This window comes from Halobacillus sp. ABD4_316, assembly GCF_056161385.1.
In genome coordinates this window covers 813,805-832,448 of the sequence record NZ_JBSWZA010000002.1, presented here as the reverse complement: position 1 = coordinate 832,448, position 18,644 = coordinate 813,805, and the positions used below count along the sequence as shown (strand labels likewise).

The 18,644-nt window shown below is 46.6% G+C and carries 16 protein-coding genes; 2 read left to right on the top strand and 14 right to left on the bottom strand.

Annotated features, from left to right (window positions below; translation table 11 throughout):
• From ACXAJH_RS11025 to ACXAJH_RS11000, 6 genes are all read right to left on the bottom strand, one after another.
• On the bottom strand, positions 1-1,293 hold the full coding sequence (locus ACXAJH_RS11025; protein ID WP_474993963.1) for an aldehyde dehydrogenase: 1,293 nt from the start codon (positions 1,291-1,293) through the stop codon (positions 1-3).
• A gap of 552 nt (positions 1,294-1,845) precedes the next feature.
• Positions 1,846-4,005 carry a TRAP transporter permease gene (locus ACXAJH_RS11020; protein WP_474993961.1) on the bottom strand — a complete coding sequence of 720 codons (2,160 nt, stop codon included), beginning with the start codon at positions 4,003-4,005 and terminating at the stop codon, positions 1,846-1,848.
• The gene (locus ACXAJH_RS11015; RefSeq protein WP_474993959.1) at positions 4,005-4,484 is read right to left on the bottom strand and encodes a DUF1850 domain-containing protein; all 480 of its coding nucleotides are present in this window, start codon (positions 4,482-4,484) and stop codon (positions 4,005-4,007) included. Before ACXAJH_RS11015 ends, ACXAJH_RS11020 begins: the two co-directional genes overlap by 1 nt.
• A 53-nt stretch (positions 4,485-4,537) precedes the next feature.
• Positions 4,538-5,533, bottom strand: a complete 996-nt coding sequence (locus tag ACXAJH_RS11010; RefSeq protein WP_474993957.1) for a TAXI family TRAP transporter solute-binding subunit — start codon at positions 5,531-5,533, stop codon at positions 4,538-4,540.
• Between the two features lie 132 nt (positions 5,534-5,665).
• Entirely contained in the window at positions 5,666-6,355 is a 690-nt protein-coding gene (locus ACXAJH_RS11005) for a response regulator (RefSeq protein WP_474969505.1), read from the bottom strand.
• Positions 6,330-7,952: an ATP-binding protein gene (locus ACXAJH_RS11000; protein WP_474993955.1), complete on the bottom strand. Its 1,623-nt coding sequence runs from the start codon at positions 7,950-7,952 to the stop codon at positions 6,330-6,332. The genes ACXAJH_RS11005 and ACXAJH_RS11000 overlap by 26 nt, the downstream gene beginning before the upstream one ends.
• 85 nt (positions 7,953-8,037) lie before the next feature.
• Here ACXAJH_RS11000 and ACXAJH_RS10995 point away from each other — a divergent pair, with 85 nt between their 5' ends.
• Positions 8,038-9,096 (top strand): DctP family TRAP transporter solute-binding subunit, encoded by a 1,059-nt coding sequence (locus ACXAJH_RS10995; protein ID WP_474993953.1) that lies wholly within the window; start codon positions 8,038-8,040, stop codon positions 9,094-9,096.
• 13 nt (positions 9,097-9,109) lie between these two features.
• Positions 9,110-9,415 carry a DUF3870 domain-containing protein gene (locus ACXAJH_RS10990; RefSeq protein WP_027954985.1) on the top strand — a complete coding sequence of 102 codons (306 nt, stop codon included), beginning with the start codon at positions 9,110-9,112 and terminating at the stop codon, positions 9,413-9,415.
• Positions 9,416-9,565: 150 nt separating this feature from the next.
• On the opposite strand, the gene lhgO is transcribed toward ACXAJH_RS10990, so the two are convergent.
• The 8 genes from lhgO to sftI form a co-directional block, all read right to left on the bottom strand.
• A complete protein-coding gene (gene lhgO / locus ACXAJH_RS10985) occupies positions 9,566-10,777 on the bottom strand; it encodes an L-2-hydroxyglutarate oxidase (RefSeq protein WP_474993952.1) in 1,212 nt (403 codons plus the stop codon).
• A gap of 18 nt (positions 10,778-10,795) precedes the next feature.
• Complete coding sequence (glaH, locus tag ACXAJH_RS10980; protein ID WP_474993950.1) at positions 10,796-11,731, bottom strand: glutarate dioxygenase GlaH; 936 nt, start codon at positions 11,729-11,731, stop codon at positions 10,796-10,798.
• Between the two features lie 299 nt (positions 11,732-12,030).
• Positions 12,031-12,930: an AEC family transporter gene (locus ACXAJH_RS10975; protein ID WP_474969511.1), complete on the bottom strand. Its 900-nt coding sequence runs from the start codon at positions 12,928-12,930 to the stop codon at positions 12,031-12,033.
• A gap of 56 nt (positions 12,931-12,986) precedes the next feature.
• Positions 12,987-14,420, bottom strand: a complete 1,434-nt coding sequence (locus ACXAJH_RS10970; RefSeq protein WP_474993948.1) for an aldehyde dehydrogenase family protein — start codon at positions 14,418-14,420, stop codon at positions 12,987-12,989.
• 20 nt (positions 14,421-14,440) lie between these two features.
• Positions 14,441-15,331, bottom strand: a complete 891-nt coding sequence (locus ACXAJH_RS10965; protein ID WP_474989846.1) for a class II fructose-bisphosphate aldolase — start codon at positions 15,329-15,331, stop codon at positions 14,441-14,443.
• 15 nt (positions 15,332-15,346) lie between these two features.
• The gene (locus tag ACXAJH_RS10960; protein ID WP_474969514.1) at positions 15,347-16,078 is read right to left on the bottom strand and encodes a GntR family transcriptional regulator; all 732 of its coding nucleotides are present in this window, start codon (positions 16,076-16,078) and stop codon (positions 15,347-15,349) included.
• Positions 16,068-17,234, bottom strand: coding sequence for a diphosphate--fructose-6-phosphate 1-phosphotransferase (locus ACXAJH_RS10955; RefSeq protein WP_474969515.1), 1,167 nt, complete (start codon positions 17,232-17,234; stop codon positions 16,068-16,070). The genes ACXAJH_RS10960 and ACXAJH_RS10955 overlap by 11 nt, the downstream gene beginning before the upstream one ends.
• 12 nt (positions 17,235-17,246) lie before the next feature.
• On the bottom strand, positions 17,247-18,590 hold the full coding sequence (gene sftI, locus ACXAJH_RS10950) for a sulfoquinovose isomerase (RefSeq protein ID WP_474993946.1): 1,344 nt from the start codon (positions 18,588-18,590) through the stop codon (positions 17,247-17,249).
• Positions 18,591-18,644: the final 54 nt, after the last annotated feature.

Sequence of the window (18,644 nt, the reverse complement as noted above, 5' to 3'; positions counted from 1 at the left end):
TCATCGTTTCAAAACACTCTTGAAGTGTGTGAAAGTATCAAAGCTTGCTTTGCCGTGATAAGCTCCCATCCCACTGTTTCCTACACCACCAAATGGGAGGTAGTGGGTTGTCATATGGTTGATCGTATCGTTAATCGCACCTCCACCAAAGGAGATGTTCGTGAAGACCTCGTTCTGGACTTCCTCGTCTTCTGTAAACAAATAGAGGGCCAGCGGTTTCGGACGGTCCATGACCGCTTCAACAGCTTCAGATACTTCATCAAATGTGAGCACAGGAAGAATCGGACCAAATATTTCGTCCTGCATCACATCGTCCTCCCAAGTAATTTGATCAAGAAGCGTCGGCTCAATAAATAAGTTCTCCTTATCCGTACGTCCGCCCATGTAAAGTTCGCCGTTATCCAAGAAGTTTTTGAGACGATCGAAGTGCTTTCCGCTAACTACGTGAGGATACGCATCAGCCGGAACCACATCGCCATACGTGTTCGTTTTCGCTTCTTTGATTTTCTGCATCAATGCCTCTTTTACATCGCTGTGGGCTAGAACATAATCGGGAGCTACACAGGTTTGCCCGGCGTTCATGAATTTACCTCCAGCAATACGGGCAGCTGCCTGATCCAGGTCAGCGTCCTTGTGAACAATCGCTGGACTCTTACCTCCCAGCTCAAGGGTCGTTGGTGTTAAGGTCTTCGCGGCAGCTTCGGCTACGATACGACCGACGCCTGTACTACCCGTGAAGAAGATGTAGTCGAAATTTTCTTTGAGCAGGGCCGTGCTTGTCTCTACTTCCCCTTCGACTACATGGATGTATTCTTCCTTGAAGTTTTCATTAATCATGCCGGCCAGCAGGCTGGATGTGTTCGGCGTTAACTCAGACGGCTTCAATACAGCCGTGTTTCCTGCTGCAATGGCTCCGACAAGTGGGGCCACAGCCAGCTGTACGGGGTAGTTCCACGGAGAGATCACCAGGGTGGAACCATAAGGCTCAGGCTGGATAAAGCTTTTGGCTTCGCCATGAGTTTCAGGAGTCGGAACTTCCTGCGTGGCCGACCATGTATCCAGATTCTCAAGCATAAAATCAATCTCTGCCAGTACAAGACCGATTTCTGCACGGTTAGTCTCTTCCTCCGGCTTATTCAAATCCGCCTTCACTGCATCGATGATATCCTGTTGGTGAGAGATCATATATTCTTTGATTGTTGTTAAAGCTTCTTTACGAAAAGCCGTTTCCTTCGTCTTTCCACTACGGAAAAAGGATTTCTGCTTCTGTACCAGTTCTTGATAGTTTTCCATCATAAACGTCTCCTTTTGAATGTTGAGCAGTCAAACGACCTTCTTGTACAGGCTGTTATGCCCCGGCTTTTCCCTGTCCAGGAAACGGTGAAACGCCGGGACCGTCTGCGGCCCAATTCCTTGGACTCACCTAACCAGATGAGCGTGCTGTCTAAACTACTCCTCTATAACCGGACAGTCAATTGATTTGTCTGGAAGAGGCCTTTAAAACAAAATCCCCTGACGTGATTTTTGAATCTCGCCAGGGGTCGAAATGCTTTAATTTTTCAGCTCTGTTAAAGTCTGTTGTTGATATTTTAAACGATTACTAAATCGTCTCCGTCTGGAATCAGGGGTCCGGTCCGTTATTACTCAGAGCGTGGGATGGCAGGGAAAACCGTCCGCTTTCCGCGGGGAACGATGAGCCTCCTCGAACTTCGTTCTCCGGGGGCTCACGGTACCCCACGGAAAGGGAGTCATTCCCAAGGCCGCCTCCTACAAATCCCATGACAGAAAAGGGTGATCTGAGCTCACATGTTACATAACAACACCAAGCGATAACAGAGCCAATTTTTAAAGAGCAGACCTCTGCTCACTGACTCCATTCGTCTGTCTAAGGTTGAATAGAAGGATGACCACAAAGGCTGCCAGTCCAATAAAGTCGGTCCATAACCCCGGATAAATCAGCAGCAGAGCGCCTGCTCCGGCAAGAAAACGATAGCCGGTGGAAACCTTCGTCTTCAAGTATCCCTCTGTCATGATGGACAGGAGGAAAACGCCGATGAGTGACGTAACAGTAATCGTCATGATGTTCATGATCGTCGCATCGATCATCAGCATTTCGTGCGAAAATACAAACATGAAGGGCACGATAAACCCGGCAATCGCCAGCTTCATCGCTTGGAAACCGGTTTTGTTCGGATCACCGCCTGCGACTCCGGCTCCGGCAAAGGCCGCCAGAGCGACAGGTGGAGTAATGTTGGCAAAGATACCGAAATAAAATACGAACATATGGGCAACAAATGTCGCCGTTTCCGTCGATCCTGCCAGGTCTCTGTAAAGCGGCAGCTGGAGAAGAATAGGCGCAGCCATCGTACTTGTAATGATATACGTCGGAATACTTGGAAGTCCCATACCTAAAATAATCGACGTGATCATCGTAAGCACCAGCGTAATGATCAGCTGGATCAGCGGACTGTTCACCGCACTTCCGATACTTACGATACTGTTGGCAATTTCCAGGGCTACCCCTGTTAAAGAGGCAATCCCTACAACGATTCCTACCGCTCCACAGGCTATTGCAACAGGCACCGTTGTTTTCGCGCCTTCCTCCAAAGCTTTCAAGCAATCGACAACACCCACTTCATCCCCTTTGATCCGGAGACTCTTCCTCCATAGATTAATACCAAGTGGAACGGCTACAATAAGCAGCAGCTCCCACCAATCACTCCGCACATTCGGTACGGCGCTTCCGGACAGAACCGCAGACAGCTGCGGCTGGAAGATGAGAAACATAGAGATTCCAAGGATAATAGGAATCATTCGGCTCGTCCCGGCAATGACGACAGTGGCAATGATCGACCAAAACGCTGCATAAAACGGGGTTTTCCCGGAAAACAACAAATAAAGCAGAGTGAGCATCGGAATGATTAAGTGTCCGCGTTCAGCGATGACTTCCTTCACAGACGGCAGTTCACTTTTAGGCAGCCCTTGCAGCCCCCGTTTTGCCGCCCGGAAATGAACCTGAAGTAAAATCCCTACATAGAACAAGAGGGCAGGAATGATTCCTGCAAGAATGATTTTTGTGTAGGGAACGTTCAAATTCTCCGCCATAATAAAAGCAGCAGCCCCCATGATCGGAGGAAGGATCTGTCCACCTACACTGGCCGCGGATTCCACGGCACCGGCAAAGTTCTTTTTATAGCCGATTTTTTTCATCAGAGGAATGGTAAACGTTCCTGTTGTGACGACGTTGGCAATCGCAGATCCATTAATGGATCCTAAAAAACCACTGGCGATGACCGCCACTTTGGCAGGGCCGCCTTTCGTATGACCGGCTACGGCAAGGGCCAGATCATTAAACAACTGCCCCATACCGGACCGGGCTAGAAAAGCGCCGAATAAGATGAACAGGATAATGTAGCTGGCCGATACACCGATGGCTGTTCCGAGCACCCCTTCGGTAATGAAAACGAGCTGGGCAATGATCTGCTTCGCCACACTCGTAACAATGACACCGTTCAGATCTGGATAGACAGACAATTTCACATAAAAGCCATAAACCAAAAAGCCGAGTCCCAGAAGGGTAAGCCCCCACCCCGTCACCCTTCTCGTAATATCAAATAAAAGAAGCAGAATGAGAATCCCTGCGTAGAAATCCATGTCATTGATCTGCCCTCCGGATTGGATAATCCGTTCGGCCGTCACAAACATATACAAGCCGGCAAATACCGAGAGACCGGCCGTGATGTAATCATAAACCGGAACTTTACTGCTTCCCCTTTTTCTAACCAGAGGATACAGCAGAAATCCGAGCGTCATTAATGTATACAAGTGGATGCTCCTCTGTTTTACATCCACAAGGGAACCAGCATAGGACGTGTACAAATGAAATAAGGATAATGAAATCGCAAGGACAGAAATCGCAAGCGCCATCGGCTTTACAAAGTCCGTTCTCGTTGTACTTTCCCTGTCATACTTTTCTGCCGTTTCACTGTTCTGTTTGTTCATCATCATTCCTCTCCCTTCCACCCCTGTCCTTTCAAAACAATATACTTCCATACGGGCATACGACGGACAGCAACCTGATATGCCTTCTTTTCAGCCAGCTGGTACGTGATATCCTTTCCATAGAAAAGGCGGTGTTCGGTTGCTTCCCCTGTACGGACGACCAGCTCGCTTCCGACCGGCTGGTGAATGCCTGTCATATACACCCACCCGTCCTGGACATACGTATCTTCCCCTGTATTGTGGGGGACGCCTGCCCCAAAAGTTTTAAAGCGTGTTTCTGTCAGGGTGATCTTCCCATCCTGGACAATAAATACTTCTTCCCAATCTTCTTTTTCAACCGAATGCTCCCAGCGGATGCGTAACGTCTGCTCCGAATCTGTAAGGTGTACAGCTGTGATCTTTCCTTCTTTCTTTAAAGTCAGCGCTTCCATAGAAAAAAAGACTGTAAAAAGAGAAACGGCTGATAAACCGATTAGAAACATATAGAAAATTCTCATCGTAGTAAAGGGCACCGGATCAACGATGCCCCTCTCCTTTACTCTAAAATTCCCTGTTCCTCATAGAATTTCTCCGCACCTGGATGCAGCGGAGCAATCAGGCCTTTCGCAATGTCATCTCTGTCCAGCTGTTTTAACGCTCCAACGGAAACTTCTTCTGTTCCTAAATACTCGTAATACCGTTTGGTCGTGTCGTAAACGACGTCTTCACTCAAATCTTTGGACACGATAATCATGTTCTGAATACCAACCGTTTCCACTGCTTCATCAAGATCATACGCCGCTTCATTACCGGCCTCTATCGTATTCGCCTTATAGAACGGATACTTGTCCATCAGCGTCTTGGCTGTCTCCCCGCTGATTTCGACAAACTGGATATCTGACTGCTGCATCAAATCGGTAATATTACTGTTCGGTACCCCTGATGTGAAGAAGGCAGCATCCAGGTTTCCATTCTTCATTTCCTGCACGCTGTCGGCATAGCCGGTATGCGTCACTTTGGAAAGATCATCATAGGTAATATCCTCTGCCTCCAGCACTTTCTTCGCACTCTGCTCTACGCCGGAACCGACTTTTCCAACTCCGACTTTCTTGCCTTTCAAATCAGCCACAGACGTAATCCCACTGTCTTTTAAAGCGACAATCTGGACAACATTCTGGTACATTCCTGCCATCGCTTGAACGTCAACCGCATTTCCATCAAACTGTCCCTGCCCTTCTATTGCATCATAACCGACATCACTCATAATGATGGCCATCTGATTCAAACCATCTTTAATATTCTGGATGTTCGCGACAGAAGCCCCAGTTGATTCCACGGTGACATTGTCCACATTTTCACTTTCCTCAAATACGGGTTTGACCGCTCCGCCAATGGGATAATAAGTTCCTGATGTACCACCTGTACCTAATACAATCGATTCTGAACCTGATTCACCGGACCCGGATGCCTCTTCAGAATCTCCGCTGCCTCCGCAGGCCGCTAAAAATGCCGTAAGAATCAGTACAGATATAAGAAAAACACGCTTCATCATAGAATTGCCTCCAATTCGTAATATTCTAAAAATAATGATAACGCTTACAAATCGGATTGAGAACATTACGGACATAATGAACATTTTGGTCTTTTTGTTCATAAAAAAACTCCCCTGCCTATGAGGAGAGAGTCAAGATCTTATCCGATAGCGGTTTACCGGACGGCCTACCGTTCCATATTGAATATCAATGATGACCGAGCCTTCTTTCTGAAGATATTCCAGATACCTTCTTGCCGTGACACGGGCTGCCCCGATCGCTTCAGCCGCTTCCTCTGCCGACAGAGGGTGCGGGGAGGATGTCAATACATGGACCACTTGTTTCAGTGTCTGCTCATTCAATCCTTTAGGAAGCACCTTATTCTCTGCTGGGACAGCCGATCCAAACAGCTCATCCAGCTGAGTCTGGCTGAGCTCCCCATTTCCAATCACAGCCGTCCGGTACGTTCTGTACTTTTCCAGTGCGTGCTGCAGCCGTTCGAATTTGAATGGCTTGATGATGTAGTCAATCACTCCGTACTGATACATCGTGCGGATGGTTTCTTTCTCTTTGGAAGCCGTAATAGCAATCACATCCGCTTGAACACCGTTCGCACGGAGCTTTTTCAACGTCTCTACTCCGTCCAGTTCGGGCATGTACACATCGATGACAATCAGCTGAGGGGTATGCCGGGAGGCCAGTTCAACTCCCTCTCTTCCATTGGAAGCAATGGCCTGCACCTTGTAAGAAGGCACCCTTTCAATGAACTGCCGGTTGACTTCCTGAACCATTGGGTCATCTTCAATTAAAAGAACTTCAAGCGTTTCTAACGGTCTGCTCATCCTGTCCCTCCTCGATGATAAGTGGTACATCAATGATGATGGTTGTTCCCTGTCCCTCCGCCGATTTCACCGTTATTTTACCCATGGCCTGATCCACGAGATTTTTAACAAGATACAATCCTATGCCGGACCCTTGATCTCCTTTCGTGGAAAAGCCTTTTTTATACATCTGCCGGCTGACCGAGGGACTCATCCCCATCCCGTTATCTTCAACGATGATGGAGCACGTTTCGTCGTCCTGTATAACTGATACCCGGATCGTTTTTTCATCCTGTTGGATCCCTTCAAAGGAGTGAAAGGCATTTTCAATCAGATTTCCCAATATAAGCACCAGATCATGATGGTCCCAGAGCGGCGGAAATACCATCAATCCGCTTTCTTCCTCTACCGAAACATCAACCCCTAATTCCCTGCCTCTGGAAATTTTACTCAGAAGGAGGCCGGCGATGCTGTAATCCTGGAAGGTGGCCAGAAGGGAACGTGACAGCTTCTCCTGTTTTTCTGAGGTGTCAAATACATACTGCAGGGCTGCATCGTTCTGTTCCAGCTGAATCATACCGGCGATGGTATGAAGCTTATTGCGATGTTCGTGGTTTTGTACCCGCAGGGCATCCACAAAAGCTTTCACACCTGTCAGTTCTTCAGCGAGCCGGGTCACTTCGGTCCGATCCTGAAAGATCAAAACGGCTCCTTCATATCGATCCTCCACTTGGATCGGAATACATGTAACAAGAAGAAGCTTCATCCCAGCCCGGATCTCACGATTCAACACAGGCTCTCCACCAGCAAGGACATCTCCGAGTTTCAGACCAGGGACGATAGTATGTACAGAATGCCCTGCGGGTGAGTCCGTAACATCCAGCAGGGATCCTGCCCTTTGGTTGATTAATGTCACTTTCCCAGCTGCATTTACAGTCACGATTCCTTCATTCATGGCTTCGAAAGCTGCGGTCCGTTCTTCATAAAGCTGAACAATTTCGTGAGGCTCCAAAGCAAACATCTGCTCCTTTAAATGACGCGCAAGCAGCCAGGATCCGGCCATCCCGAATAGAGAGGTGAGAAGAAGAACAATTCCGATATCGCTTTTCATCTCCCAGATGATTTCCCCCATAGAGGGAAGAATTTCACCGACCACTACAACACCGATCTGCTCATGATCCTCATCCATTACAGGGACGAACCCGCGCACGGCTGTCCCGGATTCCCCTTTGGCTTTGGAGGTGTAGCTGTGTTCAGCAAAGGCCGGCCCTTCATCCCTCCCGGAAGACAGCGTGCCCAGATTTTCCTCGACAGGGTGGGAGTAGCGGATCCGGTTCATGTTCAAAACAACGATGTAATTCGACTGGTAGACGGTACGCATCTGTTCGACCAGGGGTTGAATGTTCTCCCATCCCCTCGATTCTTTGAGATGGCTCTGGATTTCAGGAAGGCTTGCGATGGTCTGTCCGGTCAGGAGCGCCCGTTCTCCCAGTTCTTCTTCTTTTGTTTCGACCGTATGACCGACAATGAGAATTCCACCGATCAATAATGAGAAAAGGACCATACCAAACGATAGAATGGTAATCTTCCAGCGTATCGGCATGCGTTTCAATGACATGAATCTGCTCCTTTCCCCTTTTGTCCTTCCAGTGTATCATCTTCCAGACAGATTATGGTACACTTGTGTAAACGATTTCAGAGGAGTGCTGTCATTGAGAACGTTCGCACTCATTTCACTCTTTATTTTCAGCGGAGTGCTGGCGGCTTTCGTTTTCGGTTTTGACCTCAGAGATACTGTACAAACGCTGGAATATGATGATGAACAGGAAGGCCTGGAAGATCAGGTCGTCATCAAATTCAGCCATGTCGCGTCTGAACACACCCCTAAGGGTTTGGCCGCGCGTAAGTTTGCGGAGCTCGTGGAAGCACGGACAAATGGCACCGTGTCAGTAGAAATCTATGCCAATGGGGCGTTGTATAACGATCAGGATGAACAGCAGGCTCTTAAAGAAAACCGGGTACAGATGATTGCTCCCGCTACATCTAAACTCACTTCAGAGTATCCCGTTTTTCAAATTCTGGACCTTCCTTATGCTTTCTCTTCCTATGAAGAAGTTAGAAAAGCTTATGAAGGTACAATCGGGCGGACGCTGCTTGGTGAATTGAACAAATCAGAAATGAGAGGGATGGGATTCTGGTATAACGGCTTCAAACAGATGACGAGTACCAGCGAGCCTCTCCTACACCCGAGCGACTTTAAACGGATGCATTTCCGCAGAATGCCGAGTCCGGTGATCGAAAGGCAGTTTCAAGCCCTGGACGCCAGTACCAGCCTGCTGCCCTTTAATAAAACCTACGAAAACCTGGATGTGGAATTTATCAATGGTCAGGAAAATACCACGTCCAACATTTATACGAAAAAGCTCTACGAGACACAGGATCACTTAACCATCAGCAGCCATGGCTATCTCGGCTATATCGTCCTTACAAATGAAACCTTCTGGAAGAACCTCTCCGAGGAACAACGAGAAAGCATTGATACGTCCATGGAGGAGGCTACGGATTGGATCCGCCGTCATTCTATTGAAACGAACGATGCCCACCTCAGAGAATTAAAGCGCACGGACTCGATCAGCATCCATTATTTAAACCAGGAGCAGCAGGACGTATGGCGGCAGGCGCTCGAACCCGTCTACATAGAAACAGAAACATTCGTGGGCAGAGAATTGATGCAGGAACTTGATCAAATCACCGACCAGTGAAGGAGGCATACCAATGAAAACAATTTTCGTAGCCGGCCACGCCAAACTCCCAGCAGGGATGGCCGCCAATCATATCTCGGAATCTTTAACACTGACGCTTGAAGTGGACAGAAAGTATGGCGTCATCGTCGATGCTTCCTGTACACTTGCTACAGAACACGGACGAAGTTTCGTCAAAGCGTTACTGAAAGGCTACAGTTTACAGGACGGTGTGGAAGAGCCTGCAGCTGAATTAAAAACAGGATATCTGGGTAAAGCAGGGAACGCTCTCGAAGCCTCCCTTAAAGACGCACATAAGCAGTACCTTCTCCATCAATAATGGTTTACTATGTAAAACCCCGTACAATGATTCAATCATTGTACGGGGTTTTTTTATTGGAGCGTGCACGACCTCCGCTTTCCTTAGAGATGCGTCCACAGGGTAATCCTTTCAAGAAATGGATAACCACCTTACACGATGATTCTTTAATCAGCTGATCGACACATGTTCCCGTCCCAGACCGGGCAGGTTTTCAGCAATTTCCTTCCCGATTTCCAATGAAGCAGTGGCTGCCGGGGAAGGGGCGTTGCATACGTGAACCGTCCGTTTCCCTGGAATAATATAAAAATCGTCCACGAGCTTTCCATTTTTCAACATCGCCTGTGCGCGTACACCGGCATCCGTCGGTACAATATCATCCGCATTGATTTCGGGAACGAGACGCTGCAGGCTCTTCACAAAGCTTTCCTTATGGAAGGATCGGACCATCTCTTTCATCCCCTCCTTCATATTGGCTCCTGCAAGCTTCCAAAAACCAGGGAACGTTAAAACCTCTTTCATGTCCTTCCAGTCCATATCCACTTTGCGATAACCTTCCCGTTTGAGACTCAGCACCGCATTCGGTCCGGCATGAACGCCTCCATCCATCATTTTCGTTAAATGAACCCCTAGGAAAGGGAAATCCGGGTTGGGAATCGGATAGATTAAGCCTTTAACGAGGTGGCGTTTTTCCGGCACCAATTCGAAATATTCCCCGCGGAACGGAACAATCTTCACATCCGTATGAATGCCGCTCATCGCTGTCATCCGATCACTGAATAACCCCGCACAGTTGACCATATACCGGGAATGAATGGTACGTCCGGGTGTCTCGATGATAACCGCATCCTTTTTTTCTACAATATCCTGGACAGGAGAACCGAGAAAAACATCAGCTCCTCCTTTTTTCAATTGTTCCATAAGCTTCCTGCTGACCTCTTTATAATCGACAATGCCTGTCGTCGGCACCTTCAATCCAGACAGCCCATTCACATGAGGCTCTATATCATGAAGCTCCTCCTGCGAGAGTCTTGTCACATGCAGCCCATTCTGCCCCACCCTTTCATATAGAGCTTCCATCCGCGGCAGTTCCTCGGGCTCTGTGGCCACAAGCACTTTCCCACAGACATCGTGGGGAATCTCATGCTCCTCGCAGAACCTCACCATGGAATTTCTGCCTTGAACGGCCATTCTAGCTTTGAGACTGCCGGGTTTATAATAGACACCCGAATGGATCACACCGCTGTTCCGGCCAGTTTGATGAGCCGCAATTTCCGCCTCTTTTTCAACAATCGCGATAGAAGCATGCGGTTCTTTGTTTTGTAATGCGTACGCTGTCGAGAGACCGACAATACCAGCCCCGATAATCACATAATCATACATATAGAAGCCCCCTGCCTTTTACTTGAAAAATCGTCCCCGCTGACGGAGCAGCTCTCTGTGGAGATCGGTATTCTTCTCAAAAGCTCCGCGTCCATGCAGCCAGAAGCGGTTGTTCAGCATCACCAGATCTCCTGTCGGAAGTTCAAGCTCCACTAAGTTTTCCGAGTTCTCCATTGAATGGGATAGATCCTTTAAATACTGGGCCTGTGTGATCGTTTCTGGATAGACAAATTGGTCAATAAAGCAGATGCACGGCTCGTTGTTCCACGTATAAAAGGTCTCCCTCTGCACGTCCTCACTTACATTTTTACTTGCAGGTGCCTTGTACGTAAACGGATAATCCGCCAGCGCATGACTTCTGTAGTAATCCAGGTCCTCCCACTCATCCAAATGAAGAAGGCGTGAATTTCCACCGGTGGCATTCTCCTCTTCCATCTTCATCATCAGCAGCCAGTCCGTCGGCTCATCGACATACGTCCCGTCCGTATGAAGGGTGAATCTCCGGTAAGCCTGTCGGAGGTAGGAATCACTGTCATCCGTATGCTGGACAGAGAAACGGGCGTAATATTTTTTCGACATCGCATCAAAATTCGGAATACCTGCCAGGTGAGAAAACGCAGTAGAAAATTTCACATAATCCTGAGCATCCATCGTCGTTCCCTGGACACCTGTGGTAAAACCGCCGGATCGTCTATCATTCAGAATAGACGTCACATGCTTTTGGAAATCTTCGTCCAACACGTTCACTAACGCTTGAGCCGTCAACAGCCGCTGGTAAGGAATATACTCCAGCTGCTCATCACTGATATCCTTCACGTCTTCCAAGAACTTGTGAACCGCTTTTGTATCCAGTTCAATCGTATACAAACGTTCATGCTTTTCATGAGGTTGAATCTTATATCCATTCCCTGAAAACACCGGTAATTGTTCTTTTCTAACGTCTACAGCACACATAAACATTCTCCTTTTTTTGATAGAATTGATCTTCCATCCAGGCCTGGATACGAAAAAAGCCAGTCTTCCCCATAGGAGGAAAACTGGCTTTGAACTGCGGATGATCTCCGGGTCATGGAGACGGAGCAGTTTTAACAGTTTGATATCGCTACAACGTTCATGGCAGACCGATTGGAAAAGGGGTTACCTTTTTTGAGGTCTGCTTTCTATTTCTAAGGTTATATCTTTTACAATTTTCTGTCAACATGTAAATATCATAAACAAACGACTCCATCTACACCGATCTTTCTATAGAGGTGTTATGTGACCAAATATATAACTATAGGAATTGTAAGGATGCTGACAAGGGTTGTGAAAAGAGTTGAACTTGTAACCGTTTGTGGCTCGGTCTGGAATTGAATGGCGTACATCGTTGTATTGGCAGCAGTTGGAGTAGCAGCCATAATGATCATGATCTGTTTCATTAAAGGATCAACAGGCATTCCCCATACGAGGACAGCTGCAATAGCTGGAGCTGCGATAAGCTTGATAATTAAAGCTGTTGATACTTTTCGATATTCCAAGCCTGTTACTTTTATATTGGCCAGCTGCATTCCCAAAGTCAGCATGATTAAAGGGATGGCCGCACCTGCAATTAAATCCACACCACCCTCCAGTCCACCGATGCTGAGGTCAAAGGCTTGAAAGAGATATCCGATCAACGCCCCATAAACCATTGGCATACGGCGGACGGAACGGAGTGCGGCTTTTACACCACTTCCACCCTCTCCCCCTTTAGCTGCATAATAAACTCCTAAAGTACTCATAAGCAGCTGTTGCAGAACCATGAGGACAATAGCTGTATCCATCCCTGTAGTTCCGAATAAAAATAAAACCAACGGCGTTCCATAGTTTCCATTGTTCGTAAATGCACAGGATAGCACCAACCCACATCTTTCTTTTTCCGAGTATCCTCTGACTTTTGATAAAATGGTTACAATAGCAATGATCGTTACACAAAGCCCGAGCATATAAATGGAAATATAAACATAGGAGAATGTAATGGTTTCTTCATAAAAAGTCTGGAACACGAGAAAAGGGACTAGGATATAAAGCGCTAATTTGGAGAAGGCTGACGTATCAAACTGCAGAATCTTCTGAGCTGCAAAACCAATGCCGAAAACGAGGAAAATGGGCAGCAGAATTGTAATAAATTCCATCATCTTTCTCCTATAATTAAAATTAAGAAAGGGAGTCACCATGACTCCCTTTCCTTTTACAAGTTAAATACGACGATTTTTTCTTCTGTCATTTCTTCAATAGCGTAGCGTGGACCTTCTTTTCCAGTCCCGCTTTTTTTGACTCCGCCATAGGGCATATGATCAACCCGGTACCCTGACGTGTCATTGATGATCAGTCCGCCTACATGAATACGATCAGCTGCATACATCGCAAAAGCTAAATTATTTGTGAACAGGCCTGCTTGAAGACCATATTCAGAATCATTAACAAGAGAGATGACTTCATCTTCGTTTGTATAAGGCTGAACCGCCACAACAGGACCAAATACCTCCTGTCTGCAAACCTTCATATCAGCATGAACATGAGAGAGAACAGTTGGGTGATAAAAAACGCCCTCACGCTTTCCGCCGGTTTCAACAACAGCTCCTTCTGCAACCGCTTCTTTCACCCAGTTTTCAACACGAATGGCTTCTTCTTCTGCAATCATCGGCCCCATTTGGGTGGCGGAATCCAACGGGTCTCCTAATTTGATCCGGGAAGTTGCTTCTTTCACTTTCTCCATAAACACCTCATAGACATCCCTATGCACATAGACACGTTGAACAGAGATACACACCTGACCGGCATTGTTAAAACTTTTCTGTGCCACAAGTTGAGCCGCTTGATTGACATCGGCATCGTTATGCACGATAGTAGCCGAGTTATTGCCAAGCTCAAGAGCCGTATCTCTAAGTCCGGCTTCCCTGCGGATCTGTTCCCCCACCTGTGGACTGCCTGTAAACGTAAACAGGTTTACGTCCTGATTAGCGGTAAGCAATGGCCCCACTTCACGTCCTTCACCAGTGAGAACATTTAGTCTTCCTTTTGGCAGCCCGGCTTCCTCAAAGAGTTTAGTAAGTAATAATGCAGATAATGGCGTTTCTTCTGCGGGTTTCAAAACGACACTGTTCCCAGCTGCAATAGCAGGGCCAACTTTATGGCAGACAAGGTTTAAAGGAACATTAAAGGGCGTAATGGCTGCCACAACACCGACAGGATATCTTCTTGTAAAGGCTTTGCGATTCTCTGATCCCGGAGCAGCTTCAACTGGAATTTCCTCGCCATGAATCCGCTTTGCTTCTTCGGCAGAATTTTCTAAAGTCAGGGCTGAACGGCCGACTTCTCCTCTTGCTTCATTGATTGGCTTCCCTACTTCTTTAGCTATGATTTCTGCAAATTCCTCTGTATGCTCTCTCAGTAACTGAGCAACCTTTAACAACACTTCATAGCGGTCGTATAGAGAGAAAGGAACACCTTGAGCCTGTTTCGCTGCAGCGACAGCCTTGTTCACATCAGCTTCTGTACTGACTGCCGTTTCCCCTACCTTTGCTTGGTTGTATTTGTTCCATACATTCAATGTTTGTTCTGTCCCACGCCACTCTCCATCAATAAATAATCCGAACGAATAACTTGTAGCGATGCTATTCATCACAACAACCTCCTTATATGTTATAACGTTACGACCTTTTCTTTTATGGAAAATTCATTGGCTTTACCCGCACTACCGAATACATCGATCTTTTCTTTCACTTTTTCTTTCATATGCTCACGACCAGCACCAAGCGAATCAGCCAGTACAATATCCTCAGGATGATCTTGCAAGTACCTTTTCACGCCCCTAGTAAAGGCTTGACGCAGCTCAGTGTCCACATTTATTTTAGCGATCCCCATCGTAATGGCTCTCTGGACTTGTTCATCAGGTACATCTGAACCTCCGTGAAGAACAATCGGACGTTTGACGGCCTGGGATATTTCTTTCAACCGTTCAAACCGTAGATTCGGCGTTTGTTTATAAATCCCATGAGCTGTCCCAATCGATACCGCTAAATAATCAACATCCGTTTCATTTACAAAATTCAGAGCTTCTTCTGTCGTTGTGATCAACGCATCCTTTTCATCTACCGTAATGTCATCCTCAGTTCCGCCAATTTTCCCAATTTCCCCTTCGCTGCCTATACCCAGCGCCCGTGATGTTTCAACGACCTGCTTCGTGATCCTCGTATTTTCCTGGAATGTTAACCCGGATCCATCAAACATGACAGATTGAAATCCTGCTTGAACAGCTTCCATTGTCTGTTCATACTGCCGGCTGTGATCGAGGTGGATGCAGACCGGCACAGAAACATTCCTGGCAAACGCATCTACCATTTCTTTCATAGGTTTTAGTCCTAATGTTTGGATCACTTTCTGTCCAATTTGAATCATCACCGGGGACTGCTTTTCTTCAGCTGCATCTAATATGGCTAGAATTGTTTCCGCGTTATGAGCACTGAAGGCACCGATTCCGTATTGGTTCTCATAGGCATGGGTCAATAAAGTTTTTCCATCTACAAATGGCACAGAAGACCACTCCTTTTATCTTTTCAGCTCAAGGCTGTAATGATATTGATCATTGCGGTATTTCGTTTTCGTATACTCGATAGGCCGTTCGTTCACACCAAAACTTAATCGTGTCATTTCAAGTAAAGCTTCTCCACCCCTTATTCCGAGGGCATCCGCTTCATCAATGGTTGCATTAATCGCTGCTATTTTTTCACTAGCTCTATTTAAATAAATATTATAGTTTTCAAGAATTTCATAGTACCGCGCTTCATCAAGGTTGTGCTTGATAAGAATTTCACCAATTTCCTTTGGCCAGCATGTACGTTCCAGTGCTACAGGAATCTCATCGGCCAGCCGTATTCGTTCGATAAGCAGGATAGGTTCATCATCTTTAATCTCCAACATGGATGTTTCGTGATGCAGATTAGATTTGAATTCTGCGCGGATCAGCTTACTGCGAGGCGTTTGCCCCCGTTCCAGCACCTCTTCTGCAAAACCTTTCAACTGACTGAGATTCCCACTCAATTTCCGAGGTTTGACTATAGTACCGCGTCCTTGTTTCTTTTCCACCAATCCTTCCTGGACCAGGATGGATACGGCCTGGCGAATGGTTGTGCGGCTGACATCAAATTCTTTCATAAGTTCTTGTTCGGTAGGGATGAGTTTATCGGCTTCCCACTGACCATTCTGAATTCGGTCAATAAATAATTCTTTCAATTGTAAATATAGGGCCAGATCTTTGTTCGGGTTAATTTTAGTATTCACTATAATGGACTCTCCTTTTTGAAAGCGGAGGGTAAGTAGGGCGGTCACCTCCCATCAGAGGGGCCAGCCATTCATAATAGGCATTCCTGTCTTTAATGAACGCTGCCGGCAGCAATCGTTCACCCTCAGCTATGACTGTTTCAAGTTTCACAGGTATAATCTCTATTGTATAACAAACATCTGATCTGCGCCCAACAGCAGCCATTACTTCATCAAAATCCTGAAGTACCCAATCCCCACCTTCTTTTCCAATCCGATAAGCTTCATTTGAATCTATGGTGGATAACGCAGAAGTATCGGCCCGTTGATTCATGCCCAGCAGTTCAGCTCTGGTATTCACATTCAATTCCTTACCAATAAACTCACTGATCTGCTTGGAAATGCCACCAAGAACTGCCCTACCATCTACATGATTGAGTTCAATCTGGCTGCCTTCTTCCCATTGAACACCTTCACTGACAACGATAAGAGCATATCCAAAGTCGTCCAGTGACCGTTGAACGGTCTTCAGCAGCTGATGACGATTCAATGGTTGTTCTGGAAGAGCAGTAAAATGAGGCCCCTCTTCTTCATATTCCTTCCAAGCCCCGGCCGCAGCAGCCAGCCAGCCCGCATTCCGTCCCATCGTTTCAAGCACTCGTACCTGCTCGAAATTTTTCATAGAGTACAAATCCCTGCTTAAATCTTTGGTCGTTTTAGCAATGTACTTCGCTGCACTGGCAAATCCCGGTGCATGATCCGTCCCACCCAGGTCATTGTCCACTGTTTTGGGAAGCCCAATGACTTGAAGCGGCCAGCCCTGCCGCTCCGCTTCTTTTTTCACTTTGAAAAGGGCTTCCATTGTGCCATTTCCTCCAATAAACACGAGCGTATCGATATGGTTCTTCTTAAGAGACCGAACAGCTTCACAAATTTCTTTCTTTTCAAATGGGTACCGCCCTGATTGCAGGCAGGCTCCTGGAACATAGCGATTTTCTTTAATCCATTCCACCATTTCTTCGTCTCCATCCAGGAATTTTTCTTCCACCAGTCCCTGGTATCCTCCTTCAATGAAGGTTAATCGACATCGCTCTTTTATACTGTCCACAAAACCAGCCAGAGTGGCATTAATAACAGCTGTAGGGCCACCTGCCTGTCCTACTGCGACGTGTTTCATCTGGTGTCCTCCTTATTCTTTTGTATATACGATCGTTTCAAGACCCAGTTGACGCCCCAGTTCCTCAAGCTCTTCTACGACATCTTCATAAACAAGAGCATAATGAGGCTCAAACCCTTCTTCCATTAAACTGTAAAGGGTACTGTTGATATCTGTCTCTAATTCGACTTCCACCGATGTACCGTTGAAACGCTTAGGGGTATCCAATGCTTTACCACGCATAATTAGCAGTCGATAACCTTCCGGGGTGTAGCTGACACGGAACATAGTCACTTGACCCGGCTTCAAACCGAACTCCATTGTAAATCCAAGTTTGCGATTCGGATGAACCCCGGGTCTCGCTCCTTGATCCGGGTGGGCAAGCGAATAGGCTCCTGCCCCACAATGCCAGAAAACCACCGAATGACTAGCTTCATTCACATGAACCATGTCGCCCAGGTACGGAGATTTTCCGCCGCTCAATTGCTGAAGGATGAACATCGAAACCGATCCATGTATATCGGATTCGCAGGAAGAGACAATCCCATCTTCTGTGAACTGTGAAAGAGTGGAACATGCAGCCGCTCCCAGTTCATTAAAGAATTCAGGCCAGCAGCGAATAGCTAATCCTGATAGCTGCTCCTTATCAACGATTGATTCTACATACGTTGTGAACTGAGCAAACCTTTGGACTGTTTCGTCATTTCTATTTAAACCAATGACTTGCTGCTGCGCCCGGTCGACAGCATGCTCCCATTCTCCTTCTGTTAGTTTCTTAGATTCTTCAAAGGCTTTCATTAAATCAACCTGCTTCACTTCCACTCCTAATTGTTTATGAAGCATGTCTTCGTCTGTTCCAGAGAAAAAGAAACCTGGAGGATGTTCTCCAATGACACCAATCTTGAAATCTCTTAAATCCTGAATCATCTGCTGCACTTTTAAGTATTTGGTTAAACGCGCACAGATTTGTGCTTCTTCGGGATTACCAAAAAGAAAGGAGTACGGATGTCCCGCACATTTCAGGACGTGACTGGTACTGTTACCACCTGTTAAAGAATTCAATCGAAGCCGGCCATTGATGCTTGGTTCGCGGATCGACCATACCATTACCGGCGCCTGAACCTGCTTGATCAACGTTTCTACAAATTCTCCATCAGCGAATGTGACACTTTGATAGATTGATACTCCAATCTCTTCTTCAGGAATCGCTTTCAAAAAATCATTCAAATCATCCGGTGAAGTAAGAATACCCTCCGGTTCAATTACTTCAATCCCAAGACCATTCAACATTTCTGAACTTTTTCCCCTTTGAATTTCTCCTGCTTCTAGATCAAACGTCTTTCTTCCAATTGGAAGGTATAACACTTTCATAGTCATTGATCCGTCCCACCTTTATCTCTGTTTGAAAACATCATAACATACGTACCTACC

What these genes read in the sequence shown, in the direction of transcription:
- sftI (WP_474993946.1), bottom strand. Translation starts at nt 18,590, where the DNA reads ATGACTATGAAAGTGTTATACCTTCCAATTGGAAGAAAGACGTTTGAT.
- ACXAJH_RS10975 (WP_474969511.1), bottom strand. Translation starts at nt 12,930, where the DNA reads ATGGAATTTATTACAATTCTGCTGCCCATTTTCCTCGTTTTCGGCATT.
- ACXAJH_RS11020 (WP_474993961.1), bottom strand. Translation starts at nt 4,005, where the DNA reads ATGATGAACAAACAGAACAGTGAAACGGCAGAAAAGTATGACAGGGAA.
- ACXAJH_RS11010 (WP_474993957.1), bottom strand. Translation starts at nt 5,533, where the DNA reads ATGATGAAGCGTGTTTTTCTTATATCTGTACTGATTCTTACGGCATTT.
- lhgO (WP_474993952.1), bottom strand. Translation starts at nt 10,777, where the DNA reads ATGTATGATTATGTGATTATCGGGGCTGGTATTGTCGGTCTCTCGACA.
- ACXAJH_RS11005 (WP_474969505.1), bottom strand. Translation starts at nt 6,355, where the DNA reads ATGAGCAGACCGTTAGAAACGCTTGAAGTTCTTTTAATTGAAGATGAC.
- ACXAJH_RS10990 (WP_027954985.1), top strand. Translation starts at nt 9,110, where the DNA reads ATGAAAACAATTTTCGTAGCCGGCCACGCCAAACTCCCAGCAGGGATG.
- glaH (WP_474993950.1), bottom strand. Translation starts at nt 11,731, where the DNA reads ATGTGTGCTGTAGACGTTAGAAAAGAACAATTACCGGTGTTTTCAGGG.
- ACXAJH_RS11000 (WP_474993955.1), bottom strand. Translation starts at nt 7,952, where the DNA reads ATGTCATTGAAACGCATGCCGATACGCTGGAAGATTACCATTCTATCG.
- ACXAJH_RS11025 (WP_474993963.1), bottom strand. Translation starts at nt 1,293, where the DNA reads ATGGAAAACTATCAAGAACTGGTACAGAAGCAGAAATCCTTTTTCCGT.
- ACXAJH_RS11015 (WP_474993959.1), bottom strand. Translation starts at nt 4,484, where the DNA reads ATGTTTCTAATCGGTTTATCAGCCGTTTCTCTTTTTACAGTCTTTTTT.
- ACXAJH_RS10970 (WP_474993948.1), bottom strand. Translation starts at nt 14,420, where the DNA reads ATGAATAGCATCGCTACAAGTTATTCGTTCGGATTATTTATTGATGGA.
- ACXAJH_RS10955 (WP_474969515.1), bottom strand. Translation starts at nt 17,234, where the DNA reads ATGAAACACGTCGCAGTAGGACAGGCAGGTGGCCCTACAGCTGTTATT.